The organism is Burkholderia sp. MSHR3999 (genome assembly GCF_000833595.1).
Taxonomy (GTDB): domain Bacteria; phylum Pseudomonadota; class Gammaproteobacteria; order Burkholderiales; family Burkholderiaceae; genus Burkholderia; species Burkholderia ubonensis.
Genome location: NZ_JRFO01000007.1, coordinates 1,570,716 through 1,596,217, shown reverse-complemented (window position 1 = coordinate 1,596,217; position 25,502 = coordinate 1,570,716). Strand labels below are relative to the sequence as shown.

Sequence of the window (25,502 nt, the reverse complement as noted above, 5' to 3'; positions counted from 1 at the left end):
CCAGCGCGCGTCAGCGCAGCATCGCCTCGGCGATGCCAGCCGCCGCACAAAGCACGACGATGACGAGCGGTGGCACTTTCCAGCGCGTCAGCAGGAAAAAGCCCACGGTCGCGATCGTGAAGTCGATCCCGGAAAACACGGCGCTGGTCCAGACCGGTGCGTAAAGCGCGCTCGCCAGCACGCCGACCACCGCGGCGTTGACGCCCGACAGCACCGCGACCGCCGCGGGACGGGCGCGCAGCGACTGCCAGTAGGGCAACGCGGCCAATACCAGCAGCAAGCCGGGCAGGAAAATGCCGGCAGTGGCCAACACTGCGCCCCACACATGATTGGGCGCGGGCCCCATGATCCAGCCGAGAAACGCGGCGAAGGTGAACAGCGGCCCCGGCACCGCCTGCGCCGCGCCATATCCCGCGAGGAAATCGGTGGACGACACCCATCCGTGCGCGACGGTCGCCTGCTGCAGCAGCGGCAGGACTACGTGGCCGCCGCCGAATACGAGCGCGCCGGAGCGATAGAACGCGTCGAACACGCGAACGGCGCCGGTCGGGTCGGCCGCCGCGAGTGCCGGCAGCCCGAACAGCAGCGCGCAGAAAAGCGCCAGCGCGATTGCGCTTGCCGTTCGCGATAGGCGGACTGCGTCGGCATGCCGGCGCGCGGTTGCCGTGGCGGCCGCCGCCGAGGTTTCGCACAACGCGAACCCGAGCACCGCGCCGAGCACGATGACCAGCAGCTGCGCATACACCGTGGCGAGTGCGTTCAGAAGCGCGACCGCGACGAGCGCGATCGCGGCGCGGCGACGGTCGGGGCACAGACGGCGGGCCATGTCCCATACGGCTTGCGCGACGACGGCGACCGCCACGAGCTTCAGGCCGTGAATCAGTCCGCTGCCGACCGGGCCGTTCAGCGCCGGCGCGATCGCGGCGAAGGCGAGCAGCAACGCGACGGACGGGAGCGTGAAGCCGCACCATGCCGCCAGCGCGCCGCGCCATCCGGCCCGCAGCAGGCCGATGGAGAAGCCCAGCTGGCTGCTGGCCGGACCGGGCAGGAACTGGCAAAGGCCCATCAGGTCGGTGAAGGCTGCGTCGTCGAGCCAGCCGCGGCGCTTGACGAACTCCCGGTGAAAGTAGCCGATGTGCGCGACCGGTCCGCCGAAGGACGTGACGCCGAGCTTCAGAAATACCCGCAACACTTCGAGCGCCGAACCGGCCCGGACCGTACTGGACGTTGACCTGCCGGCTTCCATTTGGCTGGCGATCCCGGAGAAGTAAAAACGCTGATGATACACATGACGCTTCGCGCCCAGTTGTCAGCAAGGCGAGCAACCATTGCCGGCCTGTTTGCCGCGTATCAGTCTCTGCCAATGGACACGTCGGCCGGCGTGCTCGACGTCGCGGTGGATCGGCTGGAACCGGGAGCGGTGCGGCTAACAGTGATATTGGCGAAGGGTATCGGCGTGCCAGACCAGACGCTGATCGATCTCGTCCGAGCGAAGGTTTCGCCGGAGACGGTCCGCCCGCTCAACGATACGGTGCTGGTCGAAGCTGCGATCAAGATTACGTACTCGATTGACGCGGTGATCTATGTCGGAGGTGGTCCGGATCAGTAAGTTGTTCGCGACGCGCGGCGTCAGGTGCTCGACGGCGTGGTCTCGAAATCGCGCCGGCTGCGTGCGAGCACGCCCCGATCCGCGATCGAACGGGCGCTGCATGCGTCGGGTAGCGGAGTGACAGGGATCGATTTGGCAACGCCCGTCGGCTACATGTGCGGCTTGCGCGAATTTACGTGAGAGGCCATCGACCGAGACGAGTTGATCATCTTCAGTTGGAACGATCCAGCGCAACCGGTTGGCCTGCTGTAATCCAAGCTCCACGCAACCGAGCGGGCCTGCCAATCTCTCGTACTGGTGGGGGACGTGTTCCTATATACGACTCCGGTTTCAAGATCGCAACCAAACCGAGAAATGGAAAATGGCGTAAGCAGGCGGCTTGCGACCACGCACTTGCCGCACCCGCGTTGCAGATCTTAGTTGCGGCGATCGTCGTATGCTGCAGCATGAGGGTGCACCCTGTGTCAACGCTGAAACATTTTCATTCGTTTCCGGCGCTTTCCCTTGAATTTCTTATTTCGCGACGCCAATCGCGTCCAAAGTGCAATGGTGGCACGCTACTTGTATTGGGAATTGCGCCGGCGGCTGAGTGGCGCAACAAATGTCGTTCGGGGAGTCAGGGAGACCGTCCAATCGTTACGATTAGCCACCTTGTCTGACAATGAACCACGTTGCGCAGCGTTCGTTTGCTGCCGAGAGCACCGCCTCTGGCCAGGCGGTGCTTCTTTTTGATTCAGCCCTTCAAAACAGAAGGTCTAACAAGGCGATAGCCCTCCTCGAAAGACCATGCGAAATTCTCGATGGTCAACTTCGGATACCGAGATCTTGCCGCACCTCCGGGCCGCAGTACGGAATGCGTTTACGCGTTCGCTTCGCTGCTCAGCTTGTCCACCCTAACGGCGGCGACCTTGTACTCTGGCGCGTGCACCAGGCGGTCGCGCACCGGCGAGGTCAGCCGGTTGACGAACAGGTCGGGCCGATGGAAGGTGCTGAACAACTGTCCCGCCTGTAAAGCAGGGGTGATGTGGACCGGCAAAATGGTGGTGCCGTAGCGGCTCGATATCCGCACGGTTTCGCCTTCGGCCACGCCGGAGCGCGCCGCATCGGCGGGCGCCATGTCCAGTGTGTCCGACGGCCGCAGCGCGGCGTTGGTGGTTCGGTAGCTCATCGTGCCGGCGTTGAAATGGTGCAGTGTGCGGCCGGTGGTCAGCAACAAAGGATACGTGTCATCGGGCTGCTCGGTCGTTGGGACGTATTCGATCGGGGCCAGCATTGCGGTCTTCCCGCAAGCGAAGTGCTCCAGATGCAGCACTGGCGTACCCGGATGGTTTTCATCGGGGCAAGGCCAATGCAGATCTTCGCGTTCCAGCCGCGGATACGTGAGCCCGGCAGCATCGGGCCATAGCGCACGCACTTCATCCCAGATGGCTTGCGGTCCCGCGAACTCGAATCCGTGCGCGTTACCCAAGCGGGCTGCCAGCGCCTGAACGATCCACCAGTCCGGCCGAGCCTCGCCGGGGGCTGGCACGGCCGCTCGGATTCGCTGCACGCGACGGTCGGAATTCATGAAGGTGCCGTCCTTCTCGAAGAACGAAGCGGCTGGCAGGAACACCGTGCCGAACGCCTCGGCCGTCTGGTTAAGGAACAGGTCCTGCACGATTACCAGATCGAGTGCGCCCAGTGCCGCGGCAGTGTCGTTTGCATTGGCCAGCGAAAGATAGATGTCGTAGCCTACCGCCCAAATGGCCTGGAGCCGGCCCGCCCGCGCCGCGTCGATCATCTCGAGCAGGTCGAGGCCACGGCTGGACGGTAATCTGGCGCCCCACACCTGCCCGAAGTGCGCGCCGGCCCTATCGATGGCCTGTGCGCCCGTCAGCGACCTTGGGTCGCATCCCATCTGAGCCGCGCCCTGTACGTTGTTCTGGCCGCGCAACGGATTGATGCCGGCGCCGGGGCGGCCGAGGTTGCCGGTCAGCAGCGCCAGATTGACGAGCGCCATCACGCCCTCGGTGCCCTGCAGATGCTCTGTCACGCCAAGGCCGTGAAAGCACATTGATGGCCGGCCACGAGCATAGAGCCGTGCGGCCTCGCGGATTGCCATGGCGGAGACGCCACTGGTTGCGGCCACCATCTCCGGCAAATAGCGGAGGGCGTGCGTGGCAAAGGCATCAAATCCGGTCACGCGCTCGGCCAGGAAAGCACGGTCGATGAGCTCTTCTTCGATCAGGGTGGAGGCCATTGCGTTGAGCACCGGCACATTGTGGCCCGGGCGTACTGCCAGGTGCACGTCGGCCAGTTCCGCCAACTCGGTGCGGCGCGGATCGATGACGACGATGGGCGCACCGTTGAGCACGGCCTGCTTGATGCGCGCACCAACTATCGGATGGTTCTCGGTCGGGTTCGCCCCACAGACCAGAAATCCATGCGCTTGATCGATGTCGTCGAAGCTGTTCGTGGCCGCACCGATGCCAAGCATCGTCTTCAGCGCCTTGGCGCTGGGGGTGTGACACACGCGTGCACAACAGTCGACGTTGTGGGTGCCGAGCACCACGCGGGCGAACTTCTGGATGAGGTAGTTCTCCTCATTGGTCGCGCGTGCCGAGCCAAGCACGCCAATGGCATCGGGGCTGTCACGCACGACTATCTCCCGCAACCGCGCGGCGGTAAAGTCGAGCGCCTCATCCCAGCTCACGGTGTGCCACGTGCCGCCGCGGCGAATCATTGGCCGCGTGATGCGGTCGGCAGCGTGGTTAAACTCGAACGCGTAGCGTCCCTTCACGCACAAATGACCGCGGTTGACCGGACTGTCGGCAGGGCGCACTGTCACCACCCGACCCTCTGCAGTCCCCACGTTCATCTGGCAGCCCACGCCGCAATACACGCAAGTGGTACGCGTCCACGCGGTCGGCTCGACACGAACCCGCTTGTCGAACAAGGCCCCGCTGGGACAACTGTCCACGCAGGCCCCACAACTTACACAGCCACCGGAGAGCAGCGTCGGCCCCTTGCCTGTCACGATGCGCGTGGCCTCGCTTCGATCCCGAGCCTCCCAAACGAATTGACCCTGAACTTCCTCGCATATACGGATGCAGCGCTCGCAATAAACGCAGCGGTCCATCGACACGCCGAGATAGGGGTGAGTGTCGTCCTGAAACAACCTGTCCTCCCGCACGCTCCCGGGCTGTACCCCATACTCTGCGAGCAGACGATGGAATGGATGATTTGGCTCGGCGGTGCATGCGGACGACGGGTAGTGCGCGGCGATCAGCTCGAGGTTCGTGCGGCGCAGCGCCTGGAGGGCCTTGCTGTGCGTACGCACGATCATTCCGTCGCTCACCTCGAGCGCACAGCTTGCACCCGGCCGCGAGTGGCCTTCCAGTTCCACTATGCACAGACGGCAGGCGCCGGACGGTTTCAAGCGCTTGTCGTGGCACAAGCTCGGAACGGTCGCGCCGGCTGCAGCCAGTGCGTCGATTAGTAGCGTGCCTTCCACCGCTTCATGAGGAATGCCGTCGATGGTCAGAGAAACCATGTCTGCAACTCCGCGTGATAATGTCGCTGCACGGATTTGATGAACTCCGCCAGCCCGCGTCCATGGCCGCATAAGCTTGTCGCCGAGAGCGCCTCGATCAATCGCTGCAAATAGGCAGCATCGATCGGAGCGCCTGCCACTGCGGCATCCGTCATTGCTGCCAACACCGGTGTGCCGAGATGACAGGGCGTGCATTTTCCACAGGACTCACGCGCGCCAAACCTGAACACCTCTGCGACGATGTTCATGATCGGGGTGTCGTCAGAAAATGCAATGACGCCGCCGTGCCCAACCGCACAGTCGATAGCCTGCATCTCCTCGTAACCGAGCCTGGTGGCCAAGAGCTCTGGAGGAGCGATCCCAGCGAGTGGCCCGCCGACCATGAGGCCTTTGAGCTTGCCACGGCGCAACCCCTGACCGAGTTGTTCGACGACATCCGTCAGCGGGATACCAAACTCCACCTCATACAGACCGGGACGGCGAAACAGAGAATTGAGCGACAGGAGCTTGGTGCCATGGCTGCGCGAGAATCCAAGATCCGCATAGGCCGCTGCGCCCTGTGTGACGATCCACGGCACCGCACACAGCGTCTCTACGTTGTGCACCAGCGTGGGGGCACCAAAAAGTCCTTCCCGAGTGACCTGGGGTGGCCGCTGTCGAACTTCCGGACGGCGACCTTCGAGCGCATTCAGCAGAGAGGTCTCCTCGCCGCAGATATAGGCGCCTTGACCGACGACTAATTCAAGCTCGAATGCCGGCTGTAGCCATCGGGCGGCGCGCACCTGCGCCAGTGCTTGCGTTATGACTTGCGCGGCAATCGGGTATTCCTTGCGCAAATAGATGTAACCGTGGCGTGCGCCGACAGCGTAAGCTGCTATTGCAGCCCCTTCGATTACCCGAAATGGATCGTCTTCAAGCAGGAAACGATCGGAAAAGGCACCCGGATCGCCCTCGTCGGCATTGACGACTACGTACTTGGTCGAGGCCGGCTCGTTCAAGACCGCCTCCCATTTGATTCCAGCCGGAAAGCCAGCTCCACCGCGCCCGCGTAGTCCGGAGGTCAGCACAAGATGCACCAACTCCTCCGGCTTGATAGTTTGGGCCCTGGAGAGCGCCACCCCACCGCCGCGCTCACGATACGCGGCGAGGTCTCGAACTCCGCCGACAAACACGTTGTCCAGCAGCACAGTGCGACGCGCGTAGCTGCTGACGTGTGGGCGAATATCGTGCTCGCTGTCGCTGGGCCCCTCGTAGCACTTTCCCAGACAATACACCGCCGGCTTTTGGAGGATGGCCGTCTGCCAGCGCTCAGGCCGGTCGGCGCGTGCGGCGAAACAGGCCAGGCCCGCGCACGCGAGTCCGGTGATTGCGCGTTCGTCGAGATGATAGAAGGTGTGCGCGGCAGCGTGGCATCTTAGCGACTTCATCTGATTCCTCGCGACAAGGCCCCGCGGTTCGGTTCTTTCCCGCGCTGTGTGAGTCGGCATTCTCGTCACATTATCCGGGCAAAGTGGAGGGGGGTTGCGCTAGATCAAGTCGGGGGATGCCATTGACGTTTCTCTGGCGATCTCGCCAAATCGCAAGGCCTCATCATTCGGCTCGGCCACTTTCTATAGGGTAACGAGACTGCCGAAATTGCTGTCGAGGTGCGATTCGCCGAAAAGGGAAGAGGGCTCGGGCGCCTATTGATAAAACGGATGGTCACTTATCTTCGGGCTCACGGCGCCCATTTGATCGTCGGAGTCGTACTGCGTGAGAATAAGCCGACGGGTGCGCCAGCAAAGGCATGCGGGCTCAGTGTATGCGTACTTTGGAGCCGGCCGTGCTGGGGTTATGCCTCACGCGCAAGCCTCGGCATGAGCGGCGTATCTCCGCTGGGCTTATGAAACAGCCAGTCGTCCGGTACGCAGTAACGACGCATGATGGCACAGGGCCATAGAACAGTTGCTGAAAATTGCAGACGATAACGGGATCCGCCACTTCAGAAGGTAGATCGGCCACATCTTCTGCAGTAAACGCACAAGCCGAAGGATTTCATCGTGCCCGCCGCGTATCGCCGCACGAAGTTCTTCGTCGCCAGACATGTGTGCGACGCCCGGAACACCTTGATAGCGACCCGGCGCTTATGTGGCGGCAGACGGACCATGATCGCCTCACGCGCTTGCGGCCAATTCGTCGGCGCTGGGGAAGCGGATAGGGTTAGTGCAAGGGAGCGTGGTCGGGGAGAGGTGCATGACAGACAGTTTGACACAAGCCGGGGGCACTGATGTATTGAGATAATTTTTCTTATCTTAATGGCGTCATTTTTATGCAAAACTGACGATTGTGAAAGCGCGCCTGACCTTTATACCCTCGGCGGATACCAACTTCGCCAAGATTTCCGGTGCCGAAGAGCTTGCTAGGCCAGGCGCGGAATAGACCGTCCTGCGAGTTCGTCAGGCGATAGCGTGCTCCGCGCCGGGTCGCGTCAGAGTTGGGCAGTCGGCCCGCGGCAATATCGGCGCGATCCGTCGCCGGCTGGTGAAGGGCGGGCGGCAGGTTGGATCTGGCTGATCTGCGGCCCATCCTGATGGTGAGCATATACGGGAGGCGAATGCAGGTGGCGAGCACTCGAACTTCTGCGTCATACACTTTCACCGACGCACCAGACCAGCGACAACACCGATCTTAGGCTGTCGAGCCGCGTCGTTTCCATGTCGCGGACACCGTTGCGGCATCGAAATCTTCGAGATCCGAATTTTCAATCGTGCCTGGCGTTCCCTCCGTTGTCTCGAAAAGTTTCGGATGTCCAGCCGATGAGGAAGCGTGTATCCGCTTTGCCTCGGGACGTGATGTTGCACCTGAGCATTTAGCTAGGCTGGCATGTGAGCACGGAAGAGATATGGTCGCAACATGCAACACGCGGAAGATATTTGATTGCCCGCACCTTGAAAATCTCCTTATTCAGAGGCCATGCGGCTACCAAAACGGAAGATATTTGGTTGAATTCTTGGAAGTCTTTCGAGTGCCTCTACAATCAGCATCAGCACGGCCGACATCGCACCGATCCCCGACAGCAGCAGGCCGATCTGCTTGCCGGTTGCTTCGCCGATCACGACGAGCGCGGCGGTGATGAACATCACGAGCTTGACGAGCTGCATCGCGCCCTTCAGCGACAGGCGCGGCTGGTCGCGCCGGCTCGACCGATACGTATGCTCGAGCGCCGATAGCGTCGCGCTGATCGTCATCGTGACGAGGAACGTGATCAGCGCGAACAGCACCTTGTCGATGATCAGCGCGACCGTCGCCGGCACGCCGGGCACCATGCCGAGGCCGAACTTGATCACGACGAACGGGACGATGCGGGCAAGCCATTTGAACGCGCCGAACTCGAACAGCGCGTCGTCGACGCGGGTGGCGGAGAGCCGGGCGAGCCGCGCGACCACGCGGAACAGCAGGAAGCGGACGGCGGCCGCAGCCGCGCACGATACGGTCAGCAGGACGAGGGAGCCGACGAGCGGCGCAAACCAGAGGTCATTCACGGTCATGGGGTGGGGCAGGTTCCTTTTCAAGCGTTGATTCGACGCCGCGTCGCGGCGGGCGCCCGAATTGTAGGGCATCTGAAAGGGACAGCTTTCGTGCGGCGGGGTTCCTGGACGGGGGCGCGCGATTGGTTGCGCGCGCACTTGCCAGCGGCCGCCCGCGCGGGGCACGATGCGATCAAGACCCGGCACGGACACGATTCAACGCATGAGCGATTCAAACGGCAGTTCGTCGTCAGGCGTGAGCCTGCTCAAAGGCATTCTCCCGATCAAGCGCGGCGCGGCGATCCGTGACGTGCTCGCCGGCATCTCGCTGGCATTCATGGATATCCCGCAGGTGCTCGGCTATGCGCGCATCGCCGGGATGCCCGCGGTGACGGGCCTGTATACGGTGTTCCTGCCGCTCGTCGCGTTCGCGATCTTCGGCGCGTCGCGTCACCTGGTGGTCGCCGCCGATTCCGCCACCGCGACCATTTTCGCGAGTCGCGTGTCGGCGATGGCGCCCCTCGGCAGCGCCGAATACGTGACGCTGGCGGCGATGGTCGCGCTGCTGACCGCCGCGATGCTGCTGCTCGCGCGCATCTTCAGGCTCGGGTTTCTCGCCGATTTCCTGTCGCGCACCGTGCTGGTCGGCTTCCTGGCCGGCGTCGGCGTGCAGTTGTCGATCGCGATGCTCGGCGACATGCTCGGCATGGCCGTGCCGGCGCCGTCGTCGCGCAGCGTCGCCCAGCTCGAGTACGTCGTCACGCATCTCGCGCGCACGCATCTGCCGACGCTCGCGCTCGCGGCGCTGGTGGCCGGCGCGATACTCGGCTGCAAGCGGGTGCTGCCGCGCGTGCCGATGCCGATGATCGCGGTGGCGGGCAGCATCGCGGCGAGCCGCGCGTTCGACTTCTCCGCGCACGGCGTGGCGGTGCTCGGGCCGGTTGCGGGCGGCTTGCCCGCGCTGCGCTTTCCGGCCGTGACGTGGCAGCAGCTGCTCGATCTCGTGCCGGTGGCCGCGTCGTGCTTCGTGATGATCATCGCGCAAAGCGCGGCGGCGGCGCGCGTGTTCGCGCAGCAGTATCGCGAGGCGGTCGACACCGACGCCGACATCCTCGGGCTCGCCGCGGCGAATGCGGCCGCCGCGTTCAGCGGGACGTTCGTGGTGAACGGCAGCCCGACGCAGACGGCGATGGCCGACGGCGCGGGCACGCGCAGCCAGGTCGGGCAGCTCGCGTTCGCCGTGGTGGTGGTCGTGGTGCTGCTGTTCCTGAGCCCGCTGCTGCAGTACCTGCCGCATGGCGTGCTGGCGGCCATCGTGTTCACGATCGCGCTCGGGCTGATCAACGTGCAGAGCCTGCGCGCGATCCGCCGCGAGAGCCCGGGCGAATTCACGCTCGCGCTGGTGACGGCCGCGGCGGTCGTGATGATCGGCGTCGAGCAGGGCATCCTGCTGGCCGTTGCGCTGTCGCTGATGCGGCATGTGCGGCACAGCTACCGGCCGCATACGATGGTGCTGGAGCCGGCGGCCGGCGACGGGCGGTGGCTGCCCGTGCCGGCCTGGCCGGGCGCGATGACGGCGCCGGGGCTGATCGTCTACCGCTTCGGCTCGGACCTGTTCTATGCGAACGATCACCAGTTTGCCGAGGAAGTCGCCGCGCTCGTCGACGCGGCGCCGGTCGCGCCGCGCTGGTTCATCATCGATGCGGGGGCGATCACCGATGTCGACTATTCGGCGGCGCGCACGGTGAGCGACCTGGTCCGGAGCCTGGCGCGCGCGCGGATCGGCGTGATCTTCGGCCGGGTAAACCGCTATCTGCGCGCGGACATGGAGCGGCACGGGATCGCGGCGATCGTCGGCGCGTCATGCATCTTCGCGACGCTGCACGAGGCGCTCGCGGCCGCGGGCGTGCAGCCGGAAGCGCACGAGCCGGGGAGCGTGTAGCCGCGCGGCGCCGGCTCACTCCGGATATTCGTCGACGATCCTGATGTTCGCGAGCCGGAAGATCGTGCGCAGCGTCTGCGGATGAATGTCGCGGCGCGCCGCGAGCGACGACAGGATGAAGTCCAGCACCTTCGCATACCTGAGCAGCACGAGGCTGTTCTCGAGATTGGCCTGGCCGTCGCGCATGCGCTCGGCGATCTGCAGCATCTGGGTCGACAGCGCGAGCGCCATGTCGAGCTCCATCCACTGCTTCTCGGTCCAGGCGGATTTCGGTTGCTCGAGCAACCGGTTCAGAAACGCCTGGAATTGCGCATCTGACTGGTTCGGCAGCGCATCCATGATTGACCCCGTTCTGCGGTTCGGCGAGCGTGTCCGTGGACAGGCCCGGCAGTTTTCACTCGTCCGCGCCGATCGACGGCGCGGTGCTCGTTCTCGTGTCGGACGGGATGCAGAATCCGTACCAGCGCCGACGGAAGCGCGTGCGACGCGTCGCGGCCGGGCATCGGCATCGTGCCGCCGCGGCCGGCATGCCGGGCCGACGACGAAATCGTTCATGGATGTAACGTAACGGCGGGAACATCGCGCGCGGCTTGCGGTGAGGTGAGGTTGCGCACGCCTCTTTGCCGGACCATTCGCCGCGCCCCGTCTCTTCTCTCCTCCGGCCCGGACCGAATACGGGCGGCGTGTTCCGGCTGCGCGCGCGTCGGAAGCAAGGTGTTCGCGCCTGTCGGGGCAGTGCGGGAAAAAACGGGGCGGCCGGAAGCGCCGAGCCGCGACCGGGCGAGCAAAAGGTTTCAGTCCTGAACGCTTTTCCAGCGCCAAGCCGGCGACCGCAGCGCCGCAATGTCCGGAACGACGCACGGCAAAAACTGTCTATTAGTGTTATTGCCCTTGATTCAAGGGGATGCAAAATGGCTGCCATGCAATCCGGGGCAACGCCCCTCTCCGACGAGGAGGCCCGGCGCCAATTGCGCCGCGCGGTCATCGCCAGCACGGTCGGCACCACGATCGAATGGTATGACTTCTTCCTCTACAGCACGGTGACCGGCCTGGTCTTCGCGAAGCTGTACTTCCCCCAATCGCACCCGCTCGTCGGCACGCTGCAGGCGTTCCTGATCTACGCGGTCGGCTTCGTCGCACGGCCGGTCGGCGCGGCGATCTTCGGCCACTACGGCGATCGCATCGGACGCAAGGCCACGCTGATCGTCACGCTGCTGCTGATGGGGTTCGCCACCTTCGCCGTGGCCTTCGTGCCGACCTATGCGGCGATCGGCATCTGGGGCGCCATCGCGCTCACGGTGCTGCGTTTCATTCAAGGCGTGGGCGTCGGCGGCGAGTGGGGCGGCTCGGTGCTGATGTCGATGGAATGGGCGCGCACCAACGCGCATCGCGGCTTCGTCGCCGCGTGGCCGCAGTTCGGCGTGCCGGCGGGGTTGTTCCTCGCGAATCTCGCGGTGCTGGCGATGAGCTGGATTTCCGGCAGCGCGTTCCTCACGTGGGGCTGGCGCGTGCCGTTCCTCCTCAGCATCGTGCTGGTCGCGATCGGTCTCTACATCCGCCTGAACATTCTCGAGACGCCGATCTTCGCGCGGCTGCTGTCCGAGAACCGCATCGAGAAGGCGCCGATGCTCGAGGTGCTGCGCCGCCAGCCGAAGGACATCCTGCTGTCGGCGTTCGCCCGCATGGCCGAACAGGCGCCGTTCTACATCTTCACGGCGTTCGTGTTCACGTATGGCGTGTCGACGCTCGGCGCGTCGCGCGACCTGCTGCTGATCGCGGTGCTGGCGGCGTCCGTGCTGGAGTTCGTCACGATCCCGCTGTTCGGGCACGTGTCCGACCTGATCGGCCGGCGCAGGATGTACATGATCGGAGCCGCCGCCGCCGGCGTGTTCGGCTTCCTCTACTTCGCGATGGTCGACACGAAGAATCCCGTGCTGATCTTCGCGGCCATCGTGCTGTCGCTGGTGCCGCATTCGATGATGTACGGCCCGCAGGCCGCGCTGATCGCCGAGTCGTTCACCGGGCGGCTGCGCTACAGCGGCGCGTCGATGGGCTACCAGCTCGCGTCGGTCATTGCCGGCGGGCCGGCGCCCTTGATCGCGACCGCGCTGTTCGCGTACTACCACTCGGGCTATGCGATCGCGGCGTATGTGTTGGCGTGCGCGGTGGTCAGCTTGATCGCGGCGTCGCGGCTTGGGGATTACACGAACAAGGACATCTCGCGGGAATATGACGACGCGGGCGGCATCGGCGATCATGGGCACGCGCCGCCGGTGACGTGACGCTCCTTGTCGCCCGGCGCGGCGCAGGAAAGCTCCTATGCTTTGAACACCCCATGCGGGGTTTCAATCACGGAGGTGACCATGCGCATGCTTCTCAACATACGAATTCCCCACGAACCGTTCAATGGTCTGGTACGAAACGGCAGCGTCGGCGAAGTGATCGCGCGAATCCTCGAGGAGTCCAAACCGGAGGCGGTTTATTTCACCGAACAGGACGGCGCGCGCGGCGCCGTGCTGATCGTCGATCTCGACGACCCGTCACGGATTCCGGCACTCGCGGAGCCGTGGTTCCTGATGTTCAACGCGGATTGCGAGTTTCGCGTGGTGATGCTGCCGGCCGATCTCGACCGGGCAGGGCTCGCGAGCCTCGGCTCGAAGTGGAAGTAACGAACGGTGCGGGTCGCGCCGGCCCGTACGATCGCGGCCGAACGTTCAGCGCGATTCGGCCGGCGCGCTTCCGGCCGCTTGCCGGCCGGCAGCGTCGGACCATAGCGGCAATCGAAGCGACATCACGAAGGTCGACGCGTGCAGCGCGCACAACAGCGCGAACGCCGATGCATACGCAAGCGCGCCGGCGTCGTTCATCCCCGTACCGCGCTCACGCATCGAGCGCGCCGAGCAGTGCGATGACTTCCTGCGTGGACGCCGTCTCGCCGAGCCGCGGAAAAATCCGCGTGATGCTGTTGGCATGCGCATCCGCGTTCAGGTCCGTCATCGCATCGACGGCGAGCGTCACGTTGTAGCCGAGCTCGAACGCCTGGCGCGCGGTGGATTCGACGCCGATGCTCGTCGCGATGCCGGCCACCACGACCTGCGTCACGCCGGCGGCCTTCAGGTGCGCGTCGAGACCGGTGCCGGTAAACGCGCCCCAGGTCCGCTTCGTCACGACGTGATCGTGCGGCTGCGGTTGCAGCTCGGGCACGAGCTCGGTCCAGTCCGGCGGCAGCGGCCCCTTGGGGCCGGGCTGCGCGGTGCGGCCCGGCGCGCCGCCGGCCACGTTCACGAGCACGACCGGCAGGCCGCGCCGGCGAAACGCGTCGGCCAGATCGGCGGCGCGCCGGATCACGTCGGCGCTCGGATGCGCGGTGGGGAGGGCGGCGATGCCTTTCTGCAGGTCGATGACGATCAATGCGGATTTCGGATCGAGGACGGTGGCGCTCATGAGGACTCCCATTGGTTCGAAGGAAACATCGCGGAACGCGCGCAGGCGACGGGCGTGCCGGATGCCGGATTCACGCGTCGCCGAGCCGCCTGATGATCGGGATCGCGGCGACGAGCGTCTGCATTTCTTCAGGATCGAGTTTCGCGAGCGCGGCCTGGAGCCACGCGCGTTTGGCGACGGTGCGCTGCCGTCGCGTATCGAGGCCGGTGCGGGTCAGCTGGAACAGGATCTGGCGTCCGTCGGTCGGATGCGGCTTGCGCGACACGAGCCCTTCTTCTTCGAGGCTCGCGAGGATGGCCTTCATCGACTGCGGCTTCATCGATTCGGTGCGGGCAAGCTCGGCGGTCGTCATCGGCCCGTTCTGATCGAGCCGCGCGAGCGCGCTGATCTGCGACAGGTTGAGCCCGCTCGAATCGACTTCCGAGCGCAGCCGGCGGATGAGCTGGCCGACGGCCAGCGTCAGGTCGGCGACGACGGTTTCGGCGGAGGCGCCGGGTTTGCGTGAGCTTGTCATGGGGCGGATCATAGAAGAAGACAGTTTAACTTGCAAGTTAAACTGTCGAATTGAATCGGGCGAAATGCCGGAGTGAGCGGCGGCGCGAGCCCGCGCCGGCCGGGAAAGCGCGGTGCGATCACATCAACGAGCAGGCCAGCCAGCGGCGGATTTTCAGCGCGTCGCTCGTCACGCCGTCGCGCGTCGGCGAACCGAGCAGCACGATGGTTTGCGGCCGGTCACGCACGAGCGCGCGCATCACGACGCCGTGGCCCGATTCATTGATGAAGCCGGTTTTCTGCAGCTGGATCGGCCACTGGCCGTAGCGCACCAGCGGATCGGAATTCACGTAGAGCAGCTTGCCGTCGCCGGGATGGACGGTGGCCGACTTCGCGGTCGAGAAGCGGCGGATCAGCGGGTCGCGCGCCGCGGCGTCGACGAGCAGCGCGAGTTCCTCTGCGGTCGACACGTTGCGCGGCGACAGGCCCGTCGGCTCCCGGAAGCGGGTGTGGCGCATGCCGAGCCGCCGCGCCTCGCGATTCATCGCGGCCACGAACGCGGGGCGTCCGCCCGGATAGTCGCGGCTCAACGCGGCCGCCGCGCGGTTCTCCGACGACATCAGCGCGATGCGATACATGTCGCGGCGCGACAGCGTCGAGCCGACCGACAGCCGCGAATGCGTGAACTTGATCGCGTCGCGATCGTGCGAACTCACGCGCAGCATGCCGTCCAGCGGGCGGTCCGCGTCGCGGGCGACGACCGCCGTCATCAGCTTCGAGATCGATGCGATCGGCCGCACGGTGCGCGCGTTGCGGGCCAGCAGCGGCGTGCCGGTGCGGACGTCGAGCACGTAGGCGGCGCGCGAATGCAGTGCGTTGGCCGCGCGCGGGCTGTAGCCGCAGCTCGCCAGCAGGCGGGGTTTGGTCGTGGGGCGAGGGCGCGCCGAGGCGGCGCGTTTCGCGCGACGGTGTTGCGGGGCCGGCGCGGCGTGGTGCTTGACCGCGTGATGTCGCGCGCGGGGGCGGTGGTGTCGGCCAAGCTTGTGGTGCGTTGGCGGCTTCTTGAGCTTGGCGGGTGTCGCATGCCCCTGCGCGGGACGGTGCGTCGCGCGATGGGCGGACGCGTTTGACATGAACGCGCACAGCAGAAGCGACGCGATGATCAACAGAAAGGTCCGGGCGCGGGGGACGCGCACGATGATGCCAGTCAAGCGGCAATCTCCTTTTTCACGCGGGATGGGCAGGCGCAATGCGCGAGCGGCGAAGAGGTGCGGGAGATTATAAGGGCGATCACGGCGCGCGACGAGCCGGGAACCCGGCGTGGCGGCGTGTGCAACGCGTCACGCGCCTTTCATCGCCGCCCGCACGAACGACACGAAGCGCGACGTCACGGGATCGTCGCGCGTCGACGGCCACGCGAGCCCGACGCGCCACTTCGCGTGCTTGCCGGGCAGTGGCAGCACCGTCGCGTCCCGCAGCAGGTGCTGCGCGCGCGAAGGAATGAATGCGACTCCCACGCCCGCGGCGACCGACGTGAGCACCGACTGGACGTCTTCGGCCTGCTGCGTCACGTTCGGCACGAAGCCGCGTTCGATGCACCACCGGTCGACCTGTGCGGCGAGGCCCGCGCCGCGCGCACGCTGCAACGCGATGAAGCCGATTTCATTGAGCGCATCGAGATCGGCCGGCACGCGCGTATGGCGAAGCTGCGGCGGCAGGGCCAGCGCGAGCGCTTCGTCGACCACCTTGAACGACGACAGCTCGTCCCCGGGCGGCAGGCGCATGAAGCCCGCATCCAGCTTGCCGGCCAGTATGCGGCGCGCCTGCTCGGCGGACGACAGGTCGCTCAGCGTGACGGCGACGTCCGGATGCTGACGGCGAAACTCGGCGATGAGCCGCGGCACGATCGTCAGCACCGACAGGCAGATGCCGATGCGCAGGTGCCCGCGCCGGCCGCTGCTGGCTTCCCGTGCGCGCGACAGGATCTCGTCCGCGTCGCGCACGAGCGCCTGCGCATCCGACAGGAAGCGCTCGCCGAACGGCGTGAGCGCCGCACCGTGCCGCCCCCGTTCGAACAGCCTGCCGCCGAGGCTCGCTTCCAGCGCGCCGATCTGCTTGCTGAGCGCCGGCTGGCTCATGTGCAGCGCGTCCGCCGCGCGGCTGAAGTGACGCAGCTCGGTCACCGTCAGGAACGTCCTGAGGAGTTTCAGTTCCATTCCGGAAAAGAATCGTATCGGTCAAAACATTCATTTTACTGATCGATCGGCAGCGCGTTCAATACGCACATGTCATTTCCGAAATCGTCCTCCATGTCTGTTGGCCCTTCGATGCAGCGCCCGATTGCCGAGGCCGGTGAGCCCGCCGCCGTGAACGCATGCGTCGCCGGCGGCGAGCGCGACGCGTCGCCGGGTCGCGGTCCCGATCCGCGCGGCGGGCGTGGCCGCCGCGTCCGCTTCGGCGACGCGATACCCGACGCGCCCGCACGCGCAGCGACAGGCGCGATCGCGATCAGCTTCGCCGTCGTGTCGCGCAAGCATTGGCCCCGCTGAGCGCCGGCGCGTCGTTTCCTGTCGAGACGAAAGCGGTATAGTGTGCCGGCGCATCGCAATGCGCTTGCCCGGCGGCAAACGCATTGTGATGGCCGGCAGGAGGCGGCACTGTGCTCCTGACGCAAGCCTCGTTTACGACCTCTGCCGCACGAAACCGATGACCACCGCATCACACGAAGACGACCTCGATCCCGCTCTTGTCGCGGCCCTCGCGGCGCTGCACGAAGCCGCCAACGATCCTGCCGGCAAGCCGTGGTCGCTGCCGAAGCTCGCGAAGCGCGCGCAGTTGCCGATGAGCACGCTGCGCCGCGTGCTGACGCAGCTCGATGCCGGTGGCCTGACCATGACCACCTTGCGTGAAGACGGCACGGGCAGCGCGGCGCTGACCGACGAAGGGCGCGCGCTGTGCGCGCAGCTCTTCGATGCGACGTAAAAAAGGCGGGCCGCCCAAGCAGCCCGCCTTCGGTTGCCGCGAATCCGCGGCGCGTCACCACCGCGCCGTGATCCCGCCCATCACCGAATGGTCGTAAGTCTGGTCGTTCAAGCCGCGGCGATACCCGACGTCGAGATCGAGCCAGCGCTTCGGCGAATAGATCGCGCCCGCGATCACGAACGCCGGATTCGCGCCGGCGCCGGGCTCGGCATTCCGTGACATCCCGACGTCGACGACCAGCTGCAGCTTGTCCGTCGCGCGATAGATCGCCGCGCCGGAAACCTGCCAGATCGACGTCAGCTCGTCCTGCCGGTTCGGCTGGTACGCGATCCCCGCATTCGCCAGGAACGACACCTTCGCGACGTCGGCCTGCGCGAGCAGCGTCGCGCCGGCGCCGACGCGTCCGGTCCCGAGCCCGCGCCGGTCGTTGCCGGTCGGCATCGTCACCCTGGGCTTGAGCGCGACACTGAACGGTCCGTGCTCGACGAGCCGCCATTTCATCCCGACCTCGACGTCGCCGAATCCCGCGCCGTTCTCGTCCGACCGCGTCTGCACGTGCGTATACGGCGCGTTGACGTACAGGTCGACGCGGTCGCCAAAGCCGCGCGTCAGCGTCGCGTTCCACAGTCCGTGCCGCCCGGTCTCTGCCTGTTTCGACGTTTCCTCGGCGTTCAGTTCCAGTTGCCAGTTCGCGTCGCCCTGCGTGCCCGTATCGTCGCTGACGAGCGGATGGGCCGCGTATGCGCCCGACGGCGCGAAGAGGGCGCCGGCGACGGCGAGCGGTAGCATTCGTTTCATCACATCTCCCGAAAAGCGTTGCGCGCGGCGGACCCGCGCATTGCGTGCGGGGCCGCCGATGTTCAGGCGCAAGGAATCAGAACCACTGCTTGTAGCGGCGCACGTAGATCGTCTTGACCGCCTGCGCGAGCAGGATGTAGCCGACCATCGTGGCCGCGAGCCACAGCCAGTAGCTGCCGGGCAGATGCATGAAGCCGAGCGCGTCCGCGAACGGCGAGAACGGCAGCCAGCAGCCGATCGCGATCGCGGTGACCGTCGACAGCAGCACCGGCAGCGCGGCCGTGCTCTGCAGGAACGGAATCTTCTGCGTGCGCAGCAGGTGCACGACGAGCGTCTGCGACACGAGGCTCTCGATGAACCAGCCGGAATTCATCACGACCTGGCCGCTCGCGCCGCCGTGCAGGTGATACAGCGCGCCCGCGCCGAACACGGTCCACATCAGCAGGTACGTGGTGATGTCGAACACCGACGACGTCGGCCCGACCCACAGCATGAAGCGCTTGATGTTGCCGGCTTCCCACTTGCGCGGCTTCTTCAGGAACTCGGGGTCCATCCTGTCCCACGGCAGCAGCATCTGCGACGTGTCGTAGACGAGGTTCAGCACCAGCAGCTGGGTCGCGAGCATCGGCTCCCAAGGCAGGAACGCGCTGGCGACGAGCACCGAGAACACGTTGCCGAAGTTCGAGCTGGCCGTCATGTTCAGGTACTTGAGAATGTTGCCGAACGTTTCGCGGCCCTTGATCACGCCTTCCTCGAGCACCATCAGGCTCTTCTCGAGCAGGATGATGTCGGCGGTTTCCTTCGCGATGTCCGCGCCGCTGTCGACGGAGATGCCGACGTCGGCGTCGCGCAGTGCGGGCGCGTCGTTGATGCCGTCGCCGAGGAAGCCGACGGTGTGGCCGTTCGCCTGCAGCGCCGTGACGATGCGCGCCTTCTGCAGCGGCGTGAGCTTCGCGAACACGGTCGTGCGTTCGACGACCTGCGCGAGCGTCGCGTCGTCGAGCGCGTCGACCTCGGTGCCGAGCACCGGCTTGCCGGGTTCGAGGCCGACCTGGCGGCAGACCTTGATCGTGACGGTCGGGTTGTCGCCGGTCAGCACCTTCACGGCGACGCCGTTCTCGCGCAGTGCGGCAAGCGCGGGCGCGGCCGATTCCTTCGGCGGATCGAGGAAGGCCAGGAAGCCGCGCACGACGAGGTCGCGCTCGTCGGCGGTGCGGTATTGCGCGCGCTCGTCGCCGCGCGGGATCGCGCGGGTGGCCAGCACCAGTACGCGGAAGCCGTCCTCGTTGTACGCGTTCGCCTGTTCGAGCAGCCGCTTGCGGGCGACGAAGTCGAGCGGCCGCACGCCGTCCTCGTCCTGCACGTGGGTCGACACGGCGAGCATTTCCTCGACGGCGCCCTTGCAGATCAGCGTGTGCGCGCCGCGCGTGTCCTCGACGACGACCGACAGGCGGCGCCGCACGAAGTCGAACGGCAGCTCGTCGATCTTCTTGTAGCCCTGCGGCTTCACGCGCTCGCCGATCTCGTTCGCGCGGTTGACGACAGCGATGTCGATCAGGTTCTTCTGGCCGCTCTGATGGAAGCTGTTCAGCCAGCCGAGCCGCAGAATCTCCTCGTTCTTGTGGCCGGACAGGTCGAGATGGTGCTCGAGGATGATCTTGTCCTGCGTGAGCGTGCCGGTCTTGTCGGTGCAGAGCACGTCCATCGCGCCGAAGTTCTGCACGGAGTTCAGGCGCTTGACGACGACCTTGCGGCGCGCCATCGCGACCGCGCCGCGCGCGAGGTTCGCGCTGACGATCATCGGCAGCATTTCGGGCGTCAGGCCGACGGCCACCGCGAGCGCGAAGGTGAGGGCGCTCAGCCAGTCGCCCTTGGTCAGCCCGTTGATCATGAACACGATCGGCACCATCACGAACATGAACTTGATCAGCAGCCAGCTCACGCTCGCGACGCCGCGGTCGAAGCTGGTTTCGATGCGCTTGTGGCTGACGACGTTGCGCGCGAGCGACCCGAAGTAGGTGTCCTCGCCGGTCGCGACGACGACCGCCGTCGCGGTGCCGCTCACGACGTTGGTGCCCATGAAGCAAACGTTGCCAAGGTCGAGCAGCGACTGCGACGCGTCGTTCGCGGCGGCGTGGCCCGCGTCGGCCGACTTGCCGGCGACCGCGCCGAGCGTGTCGTATTTCTCGACGGGCAGCGCTTCGCCGGTCAATACGGCCTGGCTGATGAACAGGTCGCGGGACGTGATCAGGCGCACGTCGGCCGGGATCATGTCGCCGGCCGACAGGTGCACGATGTCGCCGATCACGACCTCGCGCATCGGAATGTCGCGCCGCGCAGGCTCGCTGGTGTCGGTCACCGCGCGCTGCACGGTCGCGGTCGTGCGCACCATCGCCTTCAGCTTTTCGGCGGCGCGCAGCGAGCGGAATTCCTGCACGAAGCGCAGCAGCGCGCTGATCGTCACCATCGTCAGCAGGATCGTCATGCCTACGTAGTCGCGATCGTCGGGCGCCGCGAACCAGACGTCGGTGCAGAAGCTGATCGCGGCGAGCACCAGCAGCACGTAGACGAAGGGATTGTGGAACGACATCAGCAGTTGGCGGGTCCAGTGCGGCGGCTTGTCGTGCGCGATCTCGTTCGGGCCGTCGAGTTGCAGGCGGTCGGCGGCCTGCTCGTAGGTGAGGCCGCGCGTGCTGGTGCGCAGCGCCTTCAGCGTGTCCTCGAGCGGGCGGGCCGCTTCCTGCGCGGCGCGCATGATTCGCGGTTCGGCCGTCCGGCCGGCGCCGCCGGTCTTGATGAAACCGCGTTGTTTCTTGTGTGATGGGTTGCGTTGCGTCATGTGTGGCTCCTTGCGCACGAGGCGGCGGGCGAGGAGCGCACGTTATCGACGAACGAACGCTCCCCGCCGCGTCGCGCCAGGCGCGATCGGCTGTTGATCGGTGATGAGGGGACCGCTCGCCGGCGCGCAATGCGCGATCGGACGGGCCGCGCGCACGGCCGTGCCGGCGAGCGGTAATCGACTACTGTCGTCGGAATTCATCTGCACTCCTGTTGGTTGGCGGTCGGCGGCGCGGGCGGTCGAAGGCGATGCGTGCGTGACGGCACGCACGCCGGACGGCGCGCGAACGGAATGCGCACGCAGCAGCGCTGCGCGCGGGACGAGCGTGCGCGACCACGCGAGCGGTCACGTATCGTTCAAAAAAAATCGGCGGGAATCTGGCCGGTCAGGCCGGAAGGACGCCGCATCCTGCTTCCCGGGATGCGGCAGAAGACGAGGCTCTGCGCAGTTTCCTCAGGCGGCAGTCATGTTGGTCAAGGACCAACTACAACTCGCATCGGTGTTCACAGAACACTCCATGTGTTTAGACGGGGGCGATGGTAAAGGGCCGCAGTGCGAAGCGTCAACCCTTTCGTCGGACTTTTTTTCCGCCTGCGTCGGCCGCTTGTCATGCGTCGTCGGCCGGATCGTAAGGCTGCACCGTTTCCTGCTCGCCGGGCGCGTTGCGCGCGATGACCGCGCGCACGGCGGTCGTGTCGCTCAGGTTGAACGCCTGATGCGGGACGCCGGGCGGAATGAACAGGAACTCGCCGGCCGCGGTGGCGATCGACTTGCGCAACCCCGGGCCATAACGCGTTTCGACGCGTCCTTCGAGCACGTAGACGGCGGTCTCGAAGCCGACGTGAACATGCGCGGTCGCATGTCCGCCGGGCGGGATCACGACGATGTGCATCGACAGCCCGGTCGCGCCCGCGGTTTGCGCGGAAATGCCGACGAAATAGGGCAGGCGCTGGGCCGTGTCGATCTTCCGGTCGGGGCGGACCGCGACGAGCGGCGCATCCGCGTGATGGCTGGCTGGGGACATGGGCGCTCCTTCGAATGGCCCGAACGCTTTGCCTGCGACGAAATTGCGACGCACGGCGCGTTAGGTCACGCGGCGCGCGCCGGAAACGAAACGGGCCTTCGGCATGCCGCCGAAGGCCCGTTCACGGCCGCGTCGCCGACGACGCGCGTTACTGCGCCGCCGCCGTTACCGCGGCGCCCGCATCGAGGATGCCCGAACCGGCGGGCATCGCCGAGCACGACGTGCCGGCCGCGAATTTCGCCGCACGCGCGCCGCCTTGCAGCTTCTGCTGGATCTGGGCCGGCGTGAGGTTGCCGTTCACGGAGAGCATCAGCGCCACGACGCCCGCCACCTGCGGCGCCGCGAGGCTCGTGCCGTCCGCGAGGCCGTAGACGTCCGCGTCGGGCGTGGTCTTGCCGCTGTTCGACGTCGACAGGATGTTGACGCCGGGCGCGCTCAGCGCGACGTCGCTGCCGAAGTTGCTGAAGGACGCCCGCCGGCCGGTCGCGTCGGTCGCGCCGACGGCGATCACGCCGCGGCAGTTCGCGGGCTGGTCGAACGCCGTCGAGAGACCGTCGTTGCCGGCCGCGACGACGACGGTCACGCCCCGCGCGGTCACGTCGTCGATCGCCTGCTGGAACGTCTGGCTGCACGCGCCGGTGCCGCCAAGGCTCAGGTTGATGACCTTCGCCGGGTTCGAGTTCGTCGGCACGCCGCTGACCGGAATGCCGGCCGCCCAACGCATCGCGTCCGCGATGTCGCTCGTCACGCCGCCGCACTTGCCGAGCACGCGCACCGGCAGGACCTTGCCGAGCCACGACACGCCGGCGATGCCCGTGTTGTTGTTCGCGACTGCGCCGATCAGGCCCGCGACGCGGGTGCCGTGCCAGCTGCTGTCGCTCGGGCTGCTCGCGCAGTGATAGAACGGGCCGCTTGCGTTGTCGAGCTCCTGCTGCGTGACCCAGTCGCCCGGATCGGTCGCGTCCGGGTCGCGCCCCTTGCCGTTGTTGCTCGTGTTGACGTTGGTGATGAAGCTGTAGCCCGGCAGCAGGTTGGGCGCGAGGTCCCCGTGCGGACGGTAGCCGGTGTCGAGCACGGCAGTCACGACGGTCGGCGCGCCCTTGGTGCGGGTCCACGCGGCGGGCAGGTTGACGCCGGCCGTCGGATCGGTGTCATACCACTGCTGGCTGAAAAGCGGGTCGGCGGGAATATCGCGCACGCCCATCCGGCTGTCCGGCTCCGCGTAGTCGACGTCGGCATCGGCGGCGAAGACCTGCGCGAGCGCCGCCGCGTCGGCGGCGCTGACGGACTGGCCGAGCGACAGCACGGCCGCGCCGCTCGCCATCGCGTGCTCGACCTGCACGTTCAGTTGCGAACGGCCGGTCGTGCTCGCGTACGCGCGCGCGCTGCCGGTCGGCGCGACCCATTGGGTCATGGCCCGCTGGATCACGGCGTCGAACCGCGACGCGGTGTTGGTGGCCGCCATCGCGTGCGTGGCGGTCGACGCTTTCAGCTTGACGATCAGGTGGTCGACCGGCGGCGCGTTTGCCGCGATTGCCTGTTGCACCATCTGCGTGGCTGCCTGCTGCGACGCGCATGCGGTGTTGTTGGGCGTCGAGGGCGCGGGCGCCGGGGCGGGCGAAGGCGCGGGCGCGGGCGCGGCCGCGGACGGCGCCGCGCTGTCGCCGCCGCCGCCGCAACCGGCGAGCGGCAGCAGGGCCGCCGCGGACAGCATGCCGGCGAGGGCGCGCGCGTGCGTGAATCGGGCCACGGCGGGAGTGAAACGTTTGGCTCTCATGTTGGTTGTTCCTCTTTGGTAGCCGGTGTGCCGACAGTGGCGGTCGGCCGGTGGTTGCCCGGTCGCCGCCGCGTCTTCGCGGCGGCGTTCGGCAAACAGCCGGCCTTTCTCGTTGTTCTCGGGCGGCCAGCGAGGGTTGCTGCGGCGCGCCACGCATTGGGTAACGGCCGGCGCGGACGCTTCTTGAGCGGTTTCAAAAGAAAACATGGCGGTCGCGCAAACGATAGCGTTGCTGCGCACCCGCACGAACGGGCGTTTGGAACGGGTGATCGTGCGCGGCGGCCGGCGGCGGCGTCAGGCTGCGCGCAGCGGGGTCGGCACGCGGCATGCCGGCGCGGTGGTGCGGCGCCGCAGCAAGCCGGGTGCACGACCGCGGCGGCGATCCGGAAAGAGGGCCGGGCGGCGGTGTGCGCGATGGCCGGCCACCTTACGCTTTCCCTGATGCGGTGCGATTTTGTCGGGCGTACGATCGCAACTCGATCAACGATCCGTCAGGAGAATAGGCATGGACCACCGCTACCGCTGGTTGGCTGTCGCGCTGTCGTTCGCGCTGCCGTGTGCGCTGGTGGACGCCGCGCACGCGCAGGCGCTCACGGGCACGCTGAAGAAGATCAAGGACACGGGCGTCGTGTCGCTCGGCATTCGCGAATCGTCGGTGCCGTTCTCGTATTCGGACAACCAGCAGAAGAACGTCGGCTATTCGCGAGACATCGCGTCGCGCATCGTCGAGCAGCTGAAGGCGGAGCTGAACCTGCCCGGCCTCGCGGTGAAGGAGATTCCGATCACGTCGCAGAACCGGATTCCGCTGTTGCAGAACGGCACGATCGATTTCGAATGCGGATCGACGACGAACACGCTCGAACGGCAGAAGCAGGCGGCGTTCTCCAACAGCATCTTTTTGTACGGCATCCGCTTCAGCACGCGCAAGGATTCGGGCGTGAAGGACTTTCCGGACCTGGCGGGCAAGACGGTCGCGACGACGGCCGGCACGTCGGACGAGCGCCTGCTGCGCAAGCTGAACGAAGAGAAGGGCATGAACATGACGATCATCAGCGCGAAGGATCACGCGGAAGCGTTCATGAACGTCACGACCGGCCGCGCGGTCGCGTTCGTGATGGACGAGCCGCTGCTCTACGGCGAACTCGCGAAGGACCGGAATCCGGGCGCGTATACGGTCACGGGCACGCCGCTCGTCCACGAGAACTACGCATGCATGATGCGCAGGGACGATCCGGCGTTCAAGCGCGTCGTCGACGGCGTGATCGCGAAGATGCAGACCTCCGGCGACGCGGAGAAGCTCTACAACCGCTGGTTCACGCAGCCGATTCCGCCGAAGGGGATGAACCTGAACTATCCGCTGTCGGCCGAGATGCGGCAGCTTTTCAGGAATCCGACGGACCAGGCTCAGTATTGACTTGAGCGGGGCGGGCTGGATCGTTGTGTGCGCAACCGGGCGTGCGCCCGATCACGTCCGCCTTGAACGCGTGGATTCGGATTCGATATAGGGAAGAGAGCACAGCTCGGAAACACCTGCCGCTTTACACGTCAGCAGCATCT

21 protein-coding genes and 1 pseudogene are annotated in these 25,502 nt (G+C 66.3%); 6 read left to right on the top strand and 16 right to left on the bottom strand.

Going from position 1 to position 25,502, the window contains the following annotated elements:
- Window positions 1–10 precede the first annotated feature (10 nt).
- Window positions 11–1,246 carry a chromate efflux transporter gene (gene chrA / locus KY49_RS30475; RefSeq protein WP_042588038.1) on the bottom strand — a complete coding sequence of 412 codons (1,236 nt, stop codon included), beginning with the start codon at window positions 1,244–1,246 and terminating at the stop codon, window positions 11–13.
- Window positions 1,247–1,288: 42 nt separating this feature from the next.
- Between chrA and KY49_RS38870 the strand changes: the two genes are divergently transcribed.
- Complete coding sequence (locus KY49_RS38870) at window positions 1,289–1,609, top strand: baseplate J/gp47 family protein (protein ID WP_231636547.1); 321 nt, start codon at window positions 1,289–1,291, stop codon at window positions 1,607–1,609.
- Window positions 1,610–2,468: 859 nt separating this feature from the next.
- Here KY49_RS38870 and fdhF read toward each other — a convergent pair.
- From fdhF to KY49_RS30455, 3 genes and pseudogenes are all read right to left on the bottom strand, one after another.
- Window positions 2,469–5,141 (bottom strand): formate dehydrogenase subunit alpha, encoded by a 2,673-nt coding sequence (gene fdhF, locus KY49_RS30465; RefSeq protein ID WP_042588037.1) that lies wholly within the window; start codon window positions 5,139–5,141, stop codon window positions 2,469–2,471.
- Window positions 5,129–6,568, bottom strand: a complete 1,440-nt coding sequence (locus tag KY49_RS30460; protein ID WP_042588036.1) for a complex I 51 kDa subunit family protein — start codon at window positions 6,566–6,568, stop codon at window positions 5,129–5,131. The genes fdhF and KY49_RS30460 overlap by 13 nt, the downstream gene beginning before the upstream one ends.
- Before the next feature lie 1,587 nt (window positions 6,569–8,155).
- Window positions 8,156–8,668 (bottom strand): annotated as a pseudogene (locus KY49_RS30455) (mechanosensitive ion channel family protein); the annotation flags it as partial.
- 202 nt (window positions 8,669–8,870) lie between these two features.
- On the opposite strand from KY49_RS30455, the gene KY49_RS30450 reads away from it, so the two are divergent.
- Window positions 8,871–10,589 carry a SulP family inorganic anion transporter gene (locus KY49_RS30450; RefSeq protein ID WP_042588035.1) on the top strand — a complete coding sequence of 573 codons (1,719 nt, stop codon included), beginning with the start codon at window positions 8,871–8,873 and terminating at the stop codon, window positions 10,587–10,589.
- A 15-nt stretch (window positions 10,590–10,604) separates the two neighbouring features.
- Here the strand turns inward: KY49_RS30450 and KY49_RS30445 are convergent, their stop codons facing one another.
- Window positions 10,605–10,928 carry a hypothetical protein gene (locus KY49_RS30445; RefSeq protein WP_042588034.1) on the bottom strand — a complete coding sequence of 108 codons (324 nt, stop codon included), beginning with the start codon at window positions 10,926–10,928 and terminating at the stop codon, window positions 10,605–10,607.
- Window positions 10,929–11,500: 572 nt separating this feature from the next.
- Between KY49_RS30445 and KY49_RS30435 the strand changes: the two genes are divergently transcribed.
- Window positions 11,501–12,871, top strand: a complete 1,371-nt coding sequence (locus tag KY49_RS30435; protein WP_042588032.1) for an MFS transporter — start codon at window positions 11,501–11,503, stop codon at window positions 12,869–12,871.
- Between the two features lie 81 nt (window positions 12,872–12,952).
- A complete protein-coding gene (locus tag KY49_RS30430) occupies window positions 12,953–13,258 on the top strand; it encodes a hypothetical protein (protein WP_042588031.1) in 306 nt (101 codons plus the stop codon).
- Window positions 13,259–13,303: 45 nt separating this feature from the next.
- Here KY49_RS30430 and KY49_RS37870 read toward each other — a convergent pair whose 3' ends face one another.
- The 6 genes from KY49_RS37870 to KY49_RS39175 all read right to left on the bottom strand — a co-directional run bounded on the left by KY49_RS37870 (window position 13,304) and on the right by KY49_RS39175 (window position 17,058).
- The gene (locus tag KY49_RS37870) at window positions 13,304–13,477 is read right to left on the bottom strand and encodes a hypothetical protein (protein WP_231636685.1); all 174 of its coding nucleotides are present in this window, start codon (window positions 13,475–13,477) and stop codon (window positions 13,304–13,306) included.
- Window positions 13,470–14,033: an isochorismatase family protein gene (locus tag KY49_RS30425; RefSeq protein ID WP_010099822.1), complete on the bottom strand. Its 564-nt coding sequence runs from the start codon at window positions 14,031–14,033 to the stop codon at window positions 13,470–13,472. The genes KY49_RS37870 and KY49_RS30425 overlap by 8 nt, the downstream gene beginning before the upstream one ends.
- A gap of 70 nt (window positions 14,034–14,103) precedes the next feature.
- Window positions 14,104–14,559, bottom strand: a complete 456-nt coding sequence (locus tag KY49_RS30420) for a MarR family winged helix-turn-helix transcriptional regulator (protein WP_197083620.1) — start codon at window positions 14,557–14,559, stop codon at window positions 14,104–14,106.
- A 106-nt stretch (window positions 14,560–14,665) separates the two neighbouring features.
- Entirely contained in the window at window positions 14,666–15,736 is a 1,071-nt protein-coding gene (locus KY49_RS30415; RefSeq protein ID WP_042588030.1) for a serine hydrolase, read from the bottom strand.
- A 129-nt stretch (window positions 15,737–15,865) separates the two neighbouring features.
- Complete coding sequence (locus KY49_RS30410) at window positions 15,866–16,741, bottom strand: LysR family transcriptional regulator (RefSeq protein ID WP_042588029.1); 876 nt, start codon at window positions 16,739–16,741, stop codon at window positions 15,866–15,868.
- Between the two features lie 35 nt (window positions 16,742–16,776).
- A complete protein-coding gene (locus KY49_RS39175; RefSeq protein ID WP_156162641.1) occupies window positions 16,777–17,058 on the bottom strand; it encodes a hypothetical protein in 282 nt (93 codons plus the stop codon).
- A 173-nt stretch (window positions 17,059–17,231) separates the two neighbouring features.
- Between KY49_RS39175 and KY49_RS30400 the strand changes: the two genes are divergently transcribed.
- The gene (locus KY49_RS30400; RefSeq protein ID WP_042588027.1) at window positions 17,232–17,507 is read left to right on the top strand and encodes a hypothetical protein; all 276 of its coding nucleotides are present in this window, start codon (window positions 17,232–17,234) and stop codon (window positions 17,505–17,507) included.
- A gap of 54 nt (window positions 17,508–17,561) precedes the next feature.
- Here KY49_RS30400 and KY49_RS30395 read toward each other — a convergent pair whose 3' ends face one another.
- The 5 genes from KY49_RS30395 to KY49_RS30380 form a co-directional block, all read right to left on the bottom strand.
- Window positions 17,562–18,305, bottom strand: coding sequence for a transporter (locus KY49_RS30395; protein WP_042588026.1), 744 nt, complete (start codon window positions 18,303–18,305; stop codon window positions 17,562–17,564).
- Window positions 18,306–18,381: 76 nt separating this feature from the next.
- Window positions 18,382–21,144 (bottom strand): magnesium-translocating P-type ATPase, encoded by a 2,763-nt coding sequence (gene mgtA, locus KY49_RS30390; RefSeq protein ID WP_082062507.1) that lies wholly within the window; start codon window positions 21,142–21,144, stop codon window positions 18,382–18,384.
- 42 nt (window positions 21,145–21,186) lie between these two features.
- Entirely contained in the window at window positions 21,187–21,345 is a 159-nt protein-coding gene (locus KY49_RS38325) for a hypothetical protein (protein WP_197083619.1), read from the bottom strand.
- A gap of 406 nt (window positions 21,346–21,751) precedes the next feature.
- Entirely contained in the window at window positions 21,752–22,168 is a 417-nt protein-coding gene (locus KY49_RS30385; protein WP_042588025.1) for a cupin domain-containing protein, read from the bottom strand.
- Between the two features lie 148 nt (window positions 22,169–22,316).
- Window positions 22,317–23,945, bottom strand: a complete 1,629-nt coding sequence (locus KY49_RS30380) for a S8 family peptidase (RefSeq protein WP_042588024.1) — start codon at window positions 23,943–23,945, stop codon at window positions 22,317–22,319.
- Window positions 23,946–24,450: 505 nt separating this feature from the next.
- Between KY49_RS30380 and KY49_RS30375 the strand changes: the two genes are divergently transcribed.
- Complete coding sequence (locus KY49_RS30375; protein ID WP_080404092.1) at window positions 24,451–25,359, top strand: glutamate/aspartate ABC transporter substrate-binding protein; 909 nt, start codon at window positions 24,451–24,453, stop codon at window positions 25,357–25,359.
- The last annotated feature ends 143 nt before the right edge of the window (window positions 25,360–25,502 follow it).